Annotated in this window: 14 protein-coding genes; 2 read left to right on the top strand and 12 right to left on the bottom strand. The window is 39.2% G+C overall.

Translation table 11 applies throughout. The features are described from left to right. Positions 1 to 115: 115 nt before the first annotated feature. From rnc to sdaAB, 9 genes are all read right to left on the bottom strand, one after another. Positions 116 to 799 carry a ribonuclease III gene (gene rnc / locus BKP57_RS20165; RefSeq protein ID WP_050352708.1) on the bottom strand — a complete coding sequence of 228 codons (684 nt, stop codon included), beginning with the start codon at positions 797 to 799 and terminating at the stop codon, positions 116 to 118. A gap of 73 nt (positions 800 to 872) precedes the next feature. After that, positions 873 to 1,109, bottom strand: coding sequence for an acyl carrier protein (acpP, locus tag BKP57_RS20160; RefSeq protein ID WP_050352707.1), 237 nt, complete (start codon positions 1,107 to 1,109; stop codon positions 873 to 875). Between the two features lie 44 nt (positions 1,110 to 1,153). Beyond that, entirely contained in the window at positions 1,154 to 1,894 is a 741-nt protein-coding gene (gene fabG / locus BKP57_RS20155) for a 3-oxoacyl-[acyl-carrier-protein] reductase (RefSeq protein WP_050352706.1), read from the bottom strand. Further along, on the bottom strand, positions 1,894 to 2,832 hold the full coding sequence (gene fabD / locus BKP57_RS20150; protein ID WP_072742239.1) for an ACP S-malonyltransferase: 939 nt from the start codon (positions 2,830 to 2,832) through the stop codon (positions 1,894 to 1,896). Before fabD ends, fabG begins: the two co-directional genes overlap by 1 nt. Further along, complete coding sequence (gene plsX, locus BKP57_RS20145) at positions 2,829 to 3,836, bottom strand: phosphate acyltransferase PlsX (RefSeq protein ID WP_050352704.1); 1,008 nt, start codon at positions 3,834 to 3,836, stop codon at positions 2,829 to 2,831. The genes fabD and plsX overlap by 4 nt, the downstream gene beginning before the upstream one ends. After that, the gene (gene fapR, locus BKP57_RS20140) at positions 3,837 to 4,409 is read right to left on the bottom strand and encodes a transcription factor FapR (RefSeq protein ID WP_050352703.1); all 573 of its coding nucleotides are present in this window, start codon (positions 4,407 to 4,409) and stop codon (positions 3,837 to 3,839) included. It abuts the gene before it with no gap. Positions 4,410 to 4,850: 441 nt separating this feature from the next. Then, positions 4,851 to 6,881, bottom strand: coding sequence for an ATP-dependent DNA helicase RecG (recG, locus tag BKP57_RS20135; RefSeq protein WP_072742238.1), 2,031 nt, complete (start codon positions 6,879 to 6,881; stop codon positions 4,851 to 4,853). Between the two features lie 16 nt (positions 6,882 to 6,897). Then, entirely contained in the window at positions 6,898 to 7,773 is an 876-nt protein-coding gene (gene sdaAA, locus BKP57_RS20130; RefSeq protein ID WP_050352701.1) for an L-serine ammonia-lyase, iron-sulfur-dependent, subunit alpha, read from the bottom strand. Positions 7,774 to 7,802: 29 nt separating this feature from the next. Beyond that, complete coding sequence (sdaAB, locus tag BKP57_RS20125) at positions 7,803 to 8,465, bottom strand: L-serine ammonia-lyase, iron-sulfur-dependent subunit beta (RefSeq protein ID WP_050352700.1); 663 nt, start codon at positions 8,463 to 8,465, stop codon at positions 7,803 to 7,805. A 565-nt stretch (positions 8,466 to 9,030) separates the two neighbouring features. On the opposite strand from sdaAB, the gene BKP57_RS20120 reads away from it, so the two are divergent. Continuing rightward, positions 9,031 to 10,314: an NCS2 family permease gene (locus tag BKP57_RS20120; protein ID WP_050352699.1), complete on the top strand. Its 1,284-nt coding sequence runs from the start codon at positions 9,031 to 9,033 to the stop codon at positions 10,312 to 10,314. Positions 10,315 to 10,622: 308 nt separating this feature from the next. Here BKP57_RS20120 and BKP57_RS20115 read toward each other — a convergent pair whose 3' ends face one another. Both BKP57_RS20115 and BKP57_RS20110 read right to left on the bottom strand, forming a co-directional pair. Further along, positions 10,623 to 12,245, bottom strand: a complete 1,623-nt coding sequence (locus BKP57_RS20115; protein WP_249664617.1) for a DAK2 domain-containing protein — start codon at positions 12,243 to 12,245, stop codon at positions 10,623 to 10,625. 139 nt (positions 12,246 to 12,384) lie between these two features. After that, complete coding sequence (locus BKP57_RS20110) at positions 12,385 to 12,747, bottom strand: Asp23/Gls24 family envelope stress response protein (protein ID WP_050352697.1); 363 nt, start codon at positions 12,745 to 12,747, stop codon at positions 12,385 to 12,387. Between the two features lie 1,479 nt (positions 12,748 to 14,226). On the opposite strand from BKP57_RS20110, the gene rpmB reads away from it, so the two are divergent. Beyond that, entirely contained in the window at positions 14,227 to 14,415 is a 189-nt protein-coding gene (rpmB, locus tag BKP57_RS20095; protein ID WP_050352695.1) for a 50S ribosomal protein L28, read from the top strand. 338 nt (positions 14,416 to 14,753) lie between these two features. Here the strand turns inward: rpmB and spoVM are convergent, their stop codons facing one another. After that, positions 14,754 to 14,837 carry a stage V sporulation protein SpoVM gene (gene spoVM, locus BKP57_RS20090; protein WP_050352694.1) on the bottom strand — a complete coding sequence of 28 codons (84 nt, stop codon included), beginning with the start codon at positions 14,835 to 14,837 and terminating at the stop codon, positions 14,754 to 14,756. Positions 14,838 to 14,854: the final 17 nt, after the last annotated feature.

Raw genomic sequence — 14,854 nt, 5'->3', positions numbered from 1 at the left:
AAGAATAACTTCACCGAGTATGGTCTAGATGCAGGTATATATGATGAAAGCAAGTTACCATAAATGATCTAGGAAAGAAAATAGCAAAAGGCTGTAAAAATGGTACAGCCTTTTGCTATTGTTTATATTTATCTAAAGCAGCTTTTGCCGCTCGCTGTTCTGCTTCCTTCTTTGTTCTGCCTATTCCGGAACCGTACACTTCCCCCTGAATAAAAGCTTTTGCTATAAATTCCTTATCATGAGACGGTCCTCGTTCCTCGACAATTTTATACTCCACTGAACGATGCTTTACTTGTTGAATTAATTCTTGTAATTGACTTTTATAATCCATCGCATGCGAAAAAGCACCATTTGTTATTTTCGGAAACACGTGTTCTTCCAAGAATTGTATCGTTGTATCAAATCCCTGATCTAAATAAAGCGCGCCTAAAAACGCTTCAAACACATCTGCCAGCAGAGCATCTCGGTCACGCCCTCCTGTCTGTTCTTCACCTTTACCCAGTAAAATATACGTCCCAAAGTGTAAGCCACGTGCGAAGCTGGCTAGCGAAGGTTCACAAACGATAGCCGCTCGTAATTTCGTCATTTCTCCTTCTGGCATTTGTTTATTTGTCCGAAATAAATATTGAGATACGCCTAACTCCAATACAGCATCTCCTAAAAATTCCAGCCTTTCATTATCCGAAATAACTTTATGACGATGCTCATTCACATAAGATGAATGAGTAAATGCTTGCATGATCAGCGAGGGATTACGAAAATGAAGACCTAATTGTTTTTCTATTTGGACAACATTCATGAATGGCACCTCAGTTTAATTGATCTAATATACAGAAAGCCTCGTTATGACGAGACTTTCATCCGCTATACTGTTAACCTTGTAAATTATTTATGTAGTTAACAGCATCACCTACTGTATTAATTTTTTCCGCTTCTTCATCAGCAATTTCCATGTCAAATTCGTCCTCAAGTTCCATAACAAGTTCGACAACATCTAATGAATCAGCTTCTAAGTCTTCTTTAAAAGAAGCTTCCATCGTTACTTTTGATTCGTCGACATCAAGACGGTCCACAATAATTGCTTTTACACGATCAAATACATCTGCCATATCCAGTCACCTCCTTTCAAGTAAAATATAGTACAAAACAGATGCTACATTACCATTCCGCCATCGATATGGATCGTTTGCCCAGTAATATAATCCGCATCCTCACTAGCTAGGAATCGAACGACTTTCGCTACATCCTCCGGTGCTCCTAGCCTTTGCAATGGGATCATTGTCAACATATCTTTATGCTGTTCTTCCGACAATGCATCCGTCATATCAGTAGAAATAAAACCTGGAGCTACTGCATTAACATGAATATTTCTGGAAGCCAATTCTTTTGCAGTTGTCTTTGTTAAACCAATGACACCTGCTTTTGCAGCTACATAGTTTGCTTGACCAGGGTTACCACTTACTCCGACAATCGAAGCAACGTTAATGATTTTTCCAGAGCGTTGTTTCATCATCTGTCTCGTAACTGCTTTTGTACAGATAAATACGCCTTTTAGGTTTGTATTAATCACTTCATCAAATTCTGCTTCCTTCATTCTCATAAGTAAATTATCCCGCGTTATTCCAGCATTATTCACAAGGATATCCAATGTGCCAAATTGTGAAACTACTTCCTTTGTCATTGCTTTGACATCTACTTCATCTGCTACATCCGCTTGGATTTTAACAGCTTGTCTGCCAAGCTGTTGAATTTCATTCACAACAGCCTCTGCTTTTGCTTCACTTCCCGCGTAATTGACCGCCACATTTGCACCTTGCTTCGCTAATTCGAGTGCGATGGCACGTCCTATACCTCTGGAAGCTCCTGTAACCAGTGCATTTTTTCCAGTTAACATTAGCCTTCCCCCTTAAACCAAGAAATAAATTCATTTAGCGAGTCAACATCTTGTACGGTAAAAGTTTTCATGTTTCGATCAATTTTTTTAACTAGTCCACTTAAAACTTTTCCGTTTCCTATTTCTACAAAAGCATCCACATCATGCTGCATCATGTTTCGAATTGATTCCTCAAAACGAACAGGAGAATAAAGCTGCTTTACTAGTAAATCCTTTATCTCATTATGCTCTCTTACTGGTTGAGCAGAAACATTAGCATAGACTGGAATCGCAGTATCGTTAATTGTTACTTGGTTTAAATACGCAGCAAAAGATTCATTGGCTGCTTGCATTAACCGGGAATGAAATGGTCCACTAACGTTTAAAGGTAAAACACGTTTCGCTCCATTCGCTTTCAATATTTCAGCAGCTTGCTCGACACCTTTTACAGAACCGGAAATAACGATTTGACCTGGGCAGTTCAAATTCGCCATGTCAACTACTTCTTCCTTCACTTCTGCTAATGAAGCTTGAACAGCTTGCTCATCTAAACCGAGAACAGCGGCCATCGTTCCTTGCCCTTTTGGAAAAGCTTCTTCCATTAATTTTCCACGAGTAGCTACCAATGGGAGTGCTTCATCAAACGCAATCGCCCCAGAAGCAACGAGAGCGCTATATTCTCCAAGACTATGACCAACCGTCATGATTGGCTGCACCTCGTGCTTTAAAAGTTGAGTGTGTATAGCTGTACTTATTAATAACAGTGCCGGTTGGGCATACTCGGTTGCAGTTAACTGTTCTTTAGGTCCATTAAATATAATTTGGCTTAAATTTGTCTGTAACAGTTCATCTGCTTCATGGAATAATTGTTTCACTTCAGGGTAGGTGTTATACATTTCCCTTCCCATGCCTACTTCTTGAGACCCTTGTCCTGGAAACATAAACGCTACTTTTTTCATTGTTCTTCCCCCTTCGCTATATGTATCGACTCGATGGTTGATTGGATTGTTTCTGTAATTTGGTTTTCTACCATATAGCGTGCTTGCTTAATTGCGTTGGTTATCGCTCGTTGATCTGAAGAACCATGTGCCTTAATAACTGGAGCTTGCAGGCCAAATAAACCCGCGCCGCCATATTCCGAATAATCTAATTTTGTTTTCAATGCTGTTAAATCTTTCTTTAACATACTAGCCGCTAGTTTACTTTTAGTGGAAGCGGTTAATGTCTGTTTTAACATGGAAAAAATGGAGCCAGCTGTTCCTTCAATGGTTTTGAGGGCAATATTTCCTGTAAAACCATCGGTAACAACAACATCAGCAACCCGATTTAACAAGTCCCTCGCTTCGACATTACCCACAAAATGAATCGGAGCTTCTTGCAGTAACTGAAAAGTCTTCTTCGTTAATTCAGATCCCTTTCCGTCCTCTGTTCCAACGTTTAATAAACCTACTTTGGGGCGTTCGATAGAGCGGACTCTACTTGCGTAAATGGAACCCATGATAGCATATTGAAGCAAGTGGTTCGGTCTTGCATCCACATTGGCACCAACATCCAAAAATAAAAACCCTTGTCCATCCAGCGTAGGCAGCGTCGGGCTCAAAGCAGGGCGTTCAATGCCTTTAATTCTCCCGATTACGAACAAGCCTGCACTCATCAAAGCTCCAGTATTTCCGGCAGAAATACAAGCATCTGCTTTTCCTTGCTTCACCTCATTCGCTGTTAAGACTAATGAAGATTGTTTTTTTCTTCTGACTGCCCGAACAGGCTCGTCCTCTGCTGTGATTATTTCCGTTGTATGTAAAATGCTAACTCGCTCATGATCGCTTGCATATTTTTTTATTTTTGATTCATCGCCGACTAACGTAATGTGTAGATCTTTCATTTCAGAGACAGCTTTCATGGCACCGAGCACTACCGACTCCGGTGCATGATCGCCCCCCATGGCATCAATAGCTATTCTCATTTAGTCTGCTCCTTTGTGCTGATTCGATTGATACATATGGAAATCACCTGTAAATACTAATTCATTTTCTACAAAACTGTTCACATGAACAAGCGTCAATCCCTTTTCTTTCCCTTTTACTACAGCTTTTGCTATGACACGTTCGCCTTCTTTTACTTGTCTTGTGAATTTCAGTTCTGATTTAGCTGTTAAAGCCAATTCATCATTTAATACCGCAACAGCCAATGAGTTCGCCTGGGCAAACAAATGATGCCCTCGAGCGATTTTATTACGAGAAAACACATGCTCCTGACGAATATCTAGTATCGAAATAGCCCGTTCGTCTAATTCCAAATCAATCACTTCGCCGATCACTTCTTCAAGTGGCAATGCTTTAACCATTTCATTCCACTGCTCCGTCGCTACGGACTTAATACGTTGACGCAACTCAGGAATGGACAATTCCATCCGGTCGAGACGAATTGTTTGAATACTTACATCAAACTGCTTGGCTAACTCTTCATCTGTTATAAACGGCGTTTGCTCAATAGTTTCTTTTAATAAGCGCTGACGTTCAGCCTTTGGTCGTTTCATGACTGCACCATCCATATAGAATTATACATTACTCTTTTAGAAGTTGTTCAAAAAAGCTTGGTACCATTACGTAAAATTGCTTCATTTGCTAGTTTTAGTACTAGATGGACGTAAAGAATGCTTACTCTTGCATGATGCAGTTCAGAGAAGATGTCTTTATAGCAGAGCTTCTCATACACTGCCCTCCATCTAACCAATAGGACAAATACTCCTGTTAAAGTCCGTTACTACAGCCTTCCGTATCAGCAAAGCATACGACAGCAGCATACTTTACAGGATAAAGAAACATTGGCAGCAGTATGCAGCGTTTTTCAAGATTTCTGTAATCGTAATTGATGCTCTAACGCAATATTCTTTTTTGAACATAAATTTCACATGATGTAATTATGACTTGCTCCTAATAGTAATATATAATACCACACCTGTTTATGCAAACATTTATTAATCCAATTTTTCATCGGTTTGGAAATTATTTTCTACATATTGGAGAAGTGCCTGATATTCTTTGGCTTCCAATAAATCATTATCAATAATTTCCTGCGCATCTTTCCTGGCTGTTTCTAAAGCACGATAATCATGAACCATGTCAGCTACTTTAAATTCTGGCAGTCCACTTTGTTTTTTACCAAAAAAATCGCCTGGTCCACGCAATTGCAGATCCTGTTCCGATAAAGCAAAGCCATCCGTCGTTTCTGCCATAATGCGCATGCGCTCTTTCCCAGTCTCGCCTTTGGGATCGGCAATTAAAATACAATAGCTCTGTTTCTCCCCCCTGCCTACTCTGCCACGTAATTGATGCAACTGAGATAAGCCAAATCGCTCCGCATCATAAATCATCATAATGGTTGCGTTAGGAACGTTTACGCCCACTTCCACAACTGTGGTCGAAACAAGCAAGTGAATCTCATTATTTGCGAATTGTTTCATAACGGTATCCTTTTCTTCAGCCGATAGCCTTCCATGCATTAAGCCGATATGAATGGACGCTGGAAAATATGCCCGTAGATCATGGTATACATCTACTGCGTTTTGAATATCCAATTTGTCTGATTCTTCTATCAGCGGGCAAATGACATACGCTTGCTCACCAGAAACAATATGCTTACCGACAAACTGCAATACACGATCCAGCATCGATTCTTTAACCCAATACGTTTCGATTTCTTTTCTACCTACTGGCATCTGATCAATAACAGAGACATCCATATCTCCAAATGCAGTAATTGCCAAAGTTCGAGGAATTGGCGTAGCTGTCATAAACAAAACGTCTGGATACAAACCTTTTTCTCTTAAAACCCGTCTTTGCTCTACCCCAAATCGGTGTTGCTCATCCACAATAACAAATCCCAGATCGGCAAATTGCACATCGTCTTGAATCAATGCATGTGTCCCGACAACAATATCAAGTTGATGAGTAGAAATTTGTTCCAGTCGTTCTCTCCGCTTTTTCCCTTTAACAGAACCAGTAAGTAAGGTGATGGAAGCTCTATCTCCAAACAGTTCAGTTAGCGATTGGTAATGTTGTTCTGCCAATATTTCGGTTGGAACCATTAAAGCACTTTGCTTTCCAGCTGTAACAGAAGCATACAAACAAATTGCTGCTACAGCTGTTTTACCGGAACCAACATCACCTTGTAATAAACGGTTCATCCGATAAGGAGATGCCATATCCGCTAAAATCTGATGAAGTGCAGATTGCTGTGCATCTGTTAACGTAAATGGGAAACTATCCATAAATGCCTTCACACGTAGCTGATCGTATTGCTGGACATTACCAGTGGTTGCTTCACGTTTCCATTTTCGTAACAATTGCATCTTTAATTGAAATACTAAGAACTCTTCATAAATAAACCGTCTCCGCGCATGCTTCAATGCAATCCGGCTTTTGGGCATATGCATAGTCTGATAGGCTTCTTTACGACTTGGTAATTTGTATGCTGTTAAAAAAGGCGCTGGCAGTATTTCATCAATAGCGGCTGCATAGCTAGCCAATGCCTGTTGGATGGCCTTCTTTAATTTTGTTGGTGACAGCTCCCCTTTAGCGGGATAAACGGGCTGCATTTCATCTTGCTGGGAAGCAGGGCCTTTTTTATAAGTACTCACAGTGATTTGCAGTCGGTGTGCATCCCATTTCCCCACTAGAGTCACAGTATCTCCACTATGAATATGTTTTTTAGCAAACGCTCTGTTAAAAATAACTGCTTTTACAGCAACTTGTTCTACCTCTAGCGTGAATGTTAAACGCGATTTTTGCTTTCCATAAAAAGTAAGAGAAGGATCATGAATTACCCTTCCCTCAATCGTAACCTTATCGTCGTGTATGAGCTCACTCAGAGGTTTTATTTCGAACACATCATATCGATACGGAAAATAATTCAGTAGCTCTTCTACTGTATGAATTCCGATCTGAGCAAAATCCTCGCCCATTTTTTCCCCGACACCTTTCACGTGAGTAACAGGATCGGATAACATGTAACATCACTCTTTCTTAGCTTGATAATCCTAGCAATTTATCTTTTAACCATCGGCCGGTTGGTGTATCCGCCAAACCGCCCTCTCCTGTTTCTCGCAAACTGGAAGGCATTTGTTTACCAATTCGATACATCGCACCGATCACTTCGTCGCACGGGATTCTACTAGTTACACCGGCGAGTGCCATATCCGCAGAAACGATAGCTAACGAAGCACCTCCAGCATTTCGCTTTACACAAGGAACTTCCACAAGACCAGCAACGGGATCACATACGAGCCCGAGCATATTTTTTAGTGTCATTGCAAATGCTTCAGCTGATTGCTGTGGTGTTCCGCCAGCCATTTCTACGATAGCAGCAGAGGCCATGGCTCCTGCTGACCCCACTTCAGCTTGGCATCCACCAGCAGCCCCTGAGATAAACGCATTATTCGCTACGACAAACCCAAATGCTCCTGCTGTAAATAAATATCGAATCATTTGTTCACGGGTTGGCTTGAGCTGATTTTTAACAGCAAATAGTGTACCAGGTACACAACCTGCACTCCCAGCAGTTGGTGTAGCGCAAATCGTGCCCATCGCCGCATTAACTTCATTTGTCCCCATCGCTTTACTGACAGCATCTAATAGCAAATGTCCTGAAAGCGGGGTTTTCTCCTGCATATAGTTTTGAATAAGGACTGCATCTCCTCCGGTTAAACTGGTAACGGATTCGACACCTTTCAAAGCATCTTCAATGGCTTTTTCCATCACCTGTAAGTTTTGCTCCATTTCCTCAAACAGCTGTTGACGCGTTTTTTCTTTTACTTCCATTTCCTGGCGGATCATCACTTCTGAAATGGATATTTTTTGTTGTTCAGCAGATTCCACTAATTCCTGGACAGTCCGAAACACAAATGGTCACCCCCCTTTTTCTTCTATGTTTAGCTGACGATCTTAGCAATCTGTATAATATGATCTGCTTTGTTCAACTCTCGTAATATATCATCTTCCACGTTTTGGTCGACTTCTATTACCATGAGTGCTTCTTTTCCTACATCTTTTCGATTCACTTCCATATGACCAATATTGATTTCGTGCTTCGCCAATACAGACGTCACCGAGGCAATCGCGCCAAACCGGTCATTGTGCATTATTAATATTGCAGGATGGTTCCCGGACAAACGCAGTTCAAAGCCATTTAGTTCAGTTATTTCCACTTTCCCGCCACCAATGGATATGCCGACCAATTCTAATGATTCTTCATCGTTTCCTATCATTAGCCGTGCCGTGTTTGGATGACTGACAGCTGCACTATCTTCAATGAATTCAATTTGCATGTTGCGATCTGCAGCTATTTTCAAAGCGTCTTTCATCCGTTCATCATCTGTATCAAATCCGAGCAAACCGCCTATTAATGCAAAATCCGTCCCATGTCCTTTATATGTCTTAGCAAACGATTCATAGAGATGAATTTTCGCCCAAGTCGGCACTTCACCAAATAAACTGTGTGCTGCTTTGCCAATTCTTGCTGCCCCAGCTGTATGTGAACTTGATGGACCAATCATTACTGGACCAATAATGTCAAAAACGGAATTATATTTCAATGTAGCACCCCACCTTTATTTTTAATTACGTAACTCTTACCTTCTCTTGATTGATTATAACAAAAAAATGATAGTGAATCATTAAGAGAGATAATCTAATAGGTTGATTCATTTCCACCCCCTGGTCTCATGTTTTCCATAAAGTGCAAAAAAATGAGTGCATTGCGCAAAAACTACTGTTTTAGTTAGTGAGTTAAAACAAATGAAGCAATCGTTACTGCTAATTTACCTGATGAAAGCGCAGCAGTTAGGGAAAATGAAGAGGATCATGTGGAGCTGTGATCTTTAAGAAGAAGACCGCATTTCCCTAGGAGCCAAGATTTTGTTTTTTTGCGAAATTAAATGAAGACTGTGTAGTCAATTAATGCGTTGACATAATTAAATCCAAAGTCTTAAAAAGTACATCGAAGCTTACTGAAAGAATAATACGATTGTCCTGTTAATAAATTTGTGAAAGCGGAAGATTTATTGACTTTATCGTGTATCACCGATATAATTACATCTTGTGGATTATATTTGATATAATCGGGCGGGAGAGGGACAGGAAATACAATGAGGAGTTTGTATGCCTGATAAGAAAAACAACTTGAAACGTGCCAGCAGTTCCTCACTACGTAATGAATGGATCGCAGGTATAATTGGTTACCTCACAACAATGTATATTGTTGTTGTTAATGGTTCCATTCTTAGTGAAGCTGGGATCACTTTAGAAAGTGGTATGATAGCTACCATTCTTGCTAGCTTTATCGGCACATTGCTAATGGGAATATTCGGTAAGCTCCCATTAATCGTCATACCAGGAATGGGTATTAATGCATTATTTGCATACTCCATTATCGAAGGAACTGGGCTCACCTTTCAGGAAGGTCTAGCTGTTGTTTTGATTGCGGCGATTATTTTCTTAATCACTGCTTTTACGAAGTTAGGTGTTTTATTAAAAAAAGCAATCCCTGATTCGTTAAAGCATGCTATTACAGTCGGATTGGGCTTGTTTCTGATCTTAATTGGTTTAGAAAAAAGTGGACTTGTTAGCAAAGGAAGCAATACGATTATTGCAATTGGCGACTTTACTTCACCGACGGTTATTGTTAGTCTGATTACACTATTTTTAGCAATATTCCTGTTTGTGAAAAATATCCCAGCTAACTTTTTAATCACCATGGTGTTAGGAACAATTATTGCTGCCATTGGCGGAATTATTCAACCAGGAAATCAATCATTGCACGTAGAGTGGAGCGAGATACTCTTTTTCCCTGCTTTTAATGCAATGGGTGAAATTACTTTCTGGTTAGCTGTATTTCCGTTAGCGATGATTCTAATCTTCGAAAATATGGGATTATTGCACGGGCAGCTTTCTATGCTTAATCGTGAAAACCAATACCAAAGAGCATATCAAGTCACGGCTTTTTCAACATTAACCTGTGCATTCCTTGGTACATCTCCAACTGTATCTGCTGCTGAAAATGCTGCGGTTATTGCTTCTAAAGGAAGAACAGGGAAAACAGCAGTGATCGCTAGCTTTCTTTTCTTAGCAACCATTGTACTCATTCCTTGGATTACAATGATACCTAATACAGCGATTAGTCCGATTTTAATCATTGTTGGCTTTTTAATGGTACAAAATGTGAAGCAACTGCCACTGGATCATTTATCTGAGTCACTGCCAGCTTTTCTAATCGTTGTTATGATTCCATTCACCTATAGCATAGCAGATGGAATGGCTTTTGGTTTTATTGCATATCCGATTGTTAAAATGGCAATTGGCGAAAAGAACGAGCTGTCACCAGCACTGCTAGTAATTTCAAGTTTATTCTTGCTTGATTTTGTTATAAAAATGATGGGAATTTAAATGGCGTATTCTTTAGTTTTAAAGATAGTACACCATTTTTATCAAACTCGTTAAGACACTTTTATCATGAATAAATCGTATGAAATCAAAGTTGGTTATCTTGATTTCATACGATTTTTATTTTTTTTAGATTTTTTGGCTAGCAGTAGTTAATTTTCATCTTCTGTCTTAGGATCTTCCTACGTGTGCAAAAATGAAATTTCTCCAAGCTCCATAACCAAACAAACCTTGGCTTCATACATACAGATTAGACAAAGTTGGCTTGGATAGGCTAACTTTTATTAACATACAAAACTTAATCGGTCTTTCTATTCGACAGAAAAAATATAAGCATAAATCGGTTGATTCCCGTTATGAACTTCCACTTCTATATCTTCATACGTTTCTTCAATATACGCTACAAGTTCTTGCATTTCTTCGTCCGTGACATCTTCGCCTTGTAAAATAGTTAAGATCTCGTCATCTTCCGTTATCATTTTTTCCAATAACTTTTTAACTGTGACCGTTTTATCTGCGTCTGTAGTTACAATTTTCCCGTCTTCAATCCCCATAAAATGATCCTTTTCAATGGAAATACCGTCAATTTGAGTATCTCGAACAGCATATGTAATCTGACCAGTCTTTACTTGCTTTCTAGCCTCATCCATAGCCTTTTGGTTTGTGTCAAGATCATTATCTGGATGGAAAGACAGCATAGCGCTAATGCCTTGTGGTATCGTTTTCGTTGGTACGACACGAACATCTTCTTCTGCTAGCTCAGCGGCTTGATCAGCTGCCATAAAAATGTTTTTGTTATTTGGCAATAAGAGCACCTTTTTAGCATTAGCTTGTTTAATGGCATCCGTAATATCCTGAGTACTCGGGTTCATTGTTTGCCCGCCTTCTATAACTACAGAGGCACCTAAGCTTTCCAGCAGCTGTTTCAAACCTTTCCCCATCGCCACAGTTACAATGGCGTATTCTGCTTTTTCTTTTGGTTTATGCCGTTTGTCTTTCTTCCCAACTATCGCTGTATGCTGCTCACGCATATTTTCTATTTTCATATTAATCAAGCTACCATAGCGCTGCCCTAGCGTAAGGCAATCTCCTGGATATTCTGAATGGATATGAACCTTTACAAGTTCGTCGTCACTAACTACTAATAAAGAATCACCGTGATGGCTTAATTCCTGTCGAAATGCTTCCTCATCAAAGGGATGTTCCGCTAACTTATCTTCTTCAAATTTCACCATGAATTCTGTGCAATACCCAAATTCAATATCCGCAGTATCCATAAAATCTTGTGTAATTTTATGGTGTTCCGCATTAATCATTTCATCCATATTAATGTCTGAAGTATCTTCAGGAAGTTCTTCTCCTTTTAAAGCAGCCAAAAAACCTTCATAAATCGTAACTAAGCCTTGTCCACCAGAATCCACTACGCCTACTTCTTTAAGTACTGGGAGTAAATCTGGGGTGCGCTTTAAAGACGCTTTTGCTTCTGTTACAATTTTTTCCATTAATGTAATAATATCTGTTTCTTCTTCAGCAATAGCAACTGCCTTATTTCCGGAATCCTTCGCAACTGTTAAAATCGTTCCTTCAACTGGCTTCATCACTGCATTATACGCCGTTGTTACGGCACTTTCAAACGCTTTTGCCAAGCCTTTCGCTGTAACCGCTTCTTTTTTTCCTAATCCTTTAGCAAACCCGCGAAAAATCTGTGACAAAATGACTCCTGAATTTCCTCTTGCTCCCATCAAAAGACCTTTGGAGAATGCTTGCGCAACCTCAGATATGTGGTTGCTATGAATATTTTTAACTTCATTTGCCCCTGAAGTAATGGTCAGGTTCATATTTGTTCCTGTATCACCGTCAGGTACAGGAAAAACATTTAAAGCATCAATTTTTTTGGCATTATTGGACAAATGATGAGCACCAGACAAAATCATTTGTGCCAGCTTCTTGCCATCGATTTGTTGTAAACTCACTTTTTCATTTCCTCCTCTAATAAACAAGAACTCAGAAGCGTCTGTTGAAAAACAGACGCTCGGACAGATCATATATAGTCATAAGCTTCATAATTATGTTTTATTCTTGAGTCACACGAACACCCTGAATGAAAATATTGACAGAGTCTATGTCCAACCCTAGTGATTGGCTAAGCGTATATTTAACTTTAGATTGAACATTATGAGCAATCTCTGATATTTTTGTTCCATAGCTTACAATAATGTACATGTCGATATGCAGATGATGCTGTTCTTGACGAACGATCACACCTTTTGAGAAATTTTCTTTACGTAAAATTTCTGCAATACCGTCTCTTATTTGACTTTTTGAAGCCATCCCAACAATACCGTAGCATTCTACTGCAGCACCTCCGGCAATCGTTGCAATTACTTCATTTGTTATTGTTACCTGGCCATCGTTTGTATGCAGTTCAATGGACATTTGAATCCTCCTTTTAGTACCTGCTCACATTCTAAAATCATTCTACTACATGCAGCTATATTTTAAAAGTCAAAGATGAATACAATTAAAAATTACCACTTCTAACAATGTACGATTTGCGCTCATCTGTCAAGCGTTTTTTCTTTATACTTGATTCATCTTCTATCTTTTTCGATTCCATTTTTCAAAATATGCATTTTCATTTTATGGATTTCTAGTATACTTTTAAGCGGAGGAAATAGCAGGTTTATTTGTCTACCATGTGTAATGATAGCATAATGCATAACATATAGAATTTCTACACATTTTTTTGCTACATCCGCCCTTATCCTGATAGGAGAGTAGGTAAGCATGAAAAAGTGAAGACTAGGGTAGTATCGTCACTTGGTAAGAGGAAACTGAAATGTGACCCGGCATGCATAAACACCACATTCTTACAAGTGAATCTTCCATCAGTGAGGGTTTTCATTCATCACCCACTGATTTGTTAGTACCGTAATGGTATGACCTAACCTAAAAATCGCTTACGAATCGGCATTTAGGTGCTATTATCATCCACTTAGACTTGTTACAGTACAGATCTTCTAGTGGGAGACTTACAGCACCTTATATGCGAGGATAAAAATATGTGTAAAATATTCCTCGGGGCGGATATTAGGACTAATTTCTAGCCAAAAAAGAGATGGCACTCTATCATAAAATGTATGCTTAACGGGCAAATACATTTTGAAAGAGGTCTTCTCATGGAATTAATTTTAACAAGATTATCTGAATTAGAAAAAAAGCAAGTGATTTAATTGATATGGAAGAACGTGCTCACTGTTTATGTATGAAGTATTTATAACCCAAATAATGGGGGAAGTGTCCACACAGATCAACAAGGTTATCAAAGAAAAGCAACAAGAACAATGCTGGACAGTACAGAGAGAAGACCAAAAAAACGGTTCCTTTTACGTTTGGATCGGTTGCTTTCAACATACCTTGATGCATGTTTTCTGTCAGGTTCTTGGTTTATAGAACGTGGATAGAAAAAAGCAGACCAGCAAGCGATAGCGCGGTAGTTGTTAGATTTCCACCCCCGTTAAGTGGAAGTTTGGCGAGTGTTATAGTTGATATTGTCAATCTAGCGGAAGAAAAACACGGAGACTCCTATGGGAAGCGCAGTGGGAAGACCCCGCAAGAAAAAAGCGAACTGCTTTTTTTCGAGGAGGCTGAGCGCAAGCCCAAGGAAAGCGTAGTGTTTTTCCGCAGCGGGCACCAGCTACATTTCTCTTATGCCTTTATAAAACAATTGTTGTACTAAAAGCCAGTAAAAGTGTACATAAATAGAGTGCTGGAAATATTGGAGTTATAACTATGTCGAGAAAAACTTGATACATACGAGATAAAAACAACAATTGCAAATGGATAAAAGTTATGGTAAATTATATAAGTATGAGATTAAGATATAAAGGAAATGAAAGAAGTAGGAGGAATAGCATGGCCAGAAAATGTGTTATTACTGGACGCCAGACTCGCACTGGAAACCACCGCTCTCACGCTTTAAATTCAAACAAGCGTAAATGGAAAGCTAATGTACAAAAAGTACGCATTATGGTAGATGGTAAGCCTAAAAGAGTTTATGTTTCTGCACGCGCCCTAAAATCAGGGAAAGTGGAGCGCGTATAATATACAGCTTCGCACATTAGTTATAAATAAGCACCTTTATAATAAGGGTGCTTATTTATATGGAAAGAGAAATAGATTTAAAAGTATTCAGGGATAGATGTACCTGTCTCCGCGCTTTTAAAAGCTGGAGCAAGAACAAAGGCGCAAGCACGTGGCTATTCGGTTATTTCGTTATCCACAAGCACCTGATTTTATCGTTTCCTAATTCAATAAAAAACAAGCCATGATCAGTTCATGGCCGCTTTTTAAAATGATTCATGAAAATAAATGCTGCTTGGCTTTTAGTATAAGCTTCCTTTTCCTAATAAAGCTGGATTCCATTATTTTCTTTTAGCAGGTTATTTCTCTTTCTTGAATGTACCAATAATTATCTTTACAAATCCGCCTATAAACTTTGGGAGCTTAATCGTATAAAATTTCATGAGTTCGCCCTCCTCTT

The organism is Virgibacillus sp. 6R (genome assembly GCF_001895305.1).
Classification (GTDB): domain Bacteria; phylum Bacillota; class Bacilli; order Bacillales; family Amphibacillaceae; genus Virgibacillus; species Virgibacillus pantothenticus.
Note: the sequence above shows the minus strand (reverse complement) of the source record. Positions and strands in the feature narration are given on the sequence as shown.